The sequence below is a fragment of the Paraburkholderia sediminicola genome, from assembly GCF_046027825.1.
Taxonomy (GTDB): Bacteria; Pseudomonadota; Gammaproteobacteria; order Burkholderiales; family Burkholderiaceae; genus Paraburkholderia; species Paraburkholderia sediminicola_D.
The window spans coordinates 1-257 of record NZ_JAQQDU010000300.1 but is presented as its reverse complement, the minus strand read 5'-3'; the positions used below and the strand labels follow the sequence as shown (position 1 = coordinate 257).

Below are 257 nucleotides of genomic sequence, written 5' to 3'. Positions count from 1 at the left end.
GTACGGCCCGGATGATGTGGTGCTGCGGGTCAAGGCAAATGGCCAGCTACGCTTTGAAGGACGGCACCTTAAGGTGTCCAAGGCACTTTATGGGCTGCCGGTTGCGGCGCGCGCAAAGCCGGGGGAAGACGGCGTATCTGAATTCTGGTTTGCCCATCATCGCATCCTCACCCTTGACCTGAGGAGCGAAAATCACTGACCATAAAGTGTCAATGATGTCCCCGCACGTTTGTCAACCATGTCCCCGGTCTATACAC

The 257-nt window shown here is 56.4% G+C and carries 1 pseudogene; it reads left to right on the top strand.

Annotation, left to right across the window (positions count from 1 at the left end):
* Nucleotides 1-199 (top strand): annotated as a pseudogene (locus PQQ96_RS42315) (IS481 family transposase); the annotation flags it as partial.
* Nucleotides 200-257: the final 58 nt, after the last annotated feature.